The organism is Rhodopirellula sp. UBA1907, from assembly GCF_002337565.1.
Classification (GTDB): Bacteria; Planctomycetota; Planctomycetia; order Pirellulales; family Pirellulaceae; genus Rhodopirellula; species Rhodopirellula europaea.
In genome coordinates this window covers 138,376-138,577 of sequence record NZ_DDGH01000066.1, presented here as the reverse complement: position 1 = coordinate 138,577, position 202 = coordinate 138,376, and the positions used below count along the sequence as shown (strand labels likewise).

Genomic DNA, 202 nt, shown 5'->3' with positions numbered 1-202 from the left:
TTGTCCTCGACGACCGTCAGGCCAACGTCCGGTTCTTGGTCGAATACGTTCAACCAGTCGATGTTCTTTAATTCTTCGCGCATGGCTCCCTCTGATGGATTCAGACTGTTGGGAACGACAAACGCGAACGCTCGCGGTGTCGCCTCAGAGGGTTCAATTCGCAACTGCTGTGCCAATTGAGCGAATTCGCTCATGGAGTCGC

1 pseudogene is annotated in these 202 nt (G+C 54.0%); it reads right to left on the bottom strand.

The annotated features are described in order from the left end of the window. A pseudogene (locus B2R17_RS14840) lies at positions 1 to 194 on the bottom strand (LuxR family transcriptional regulator); the annotation flags it as partial. Positions 195 to 202 lie beyond the last annotated feature (8 nt).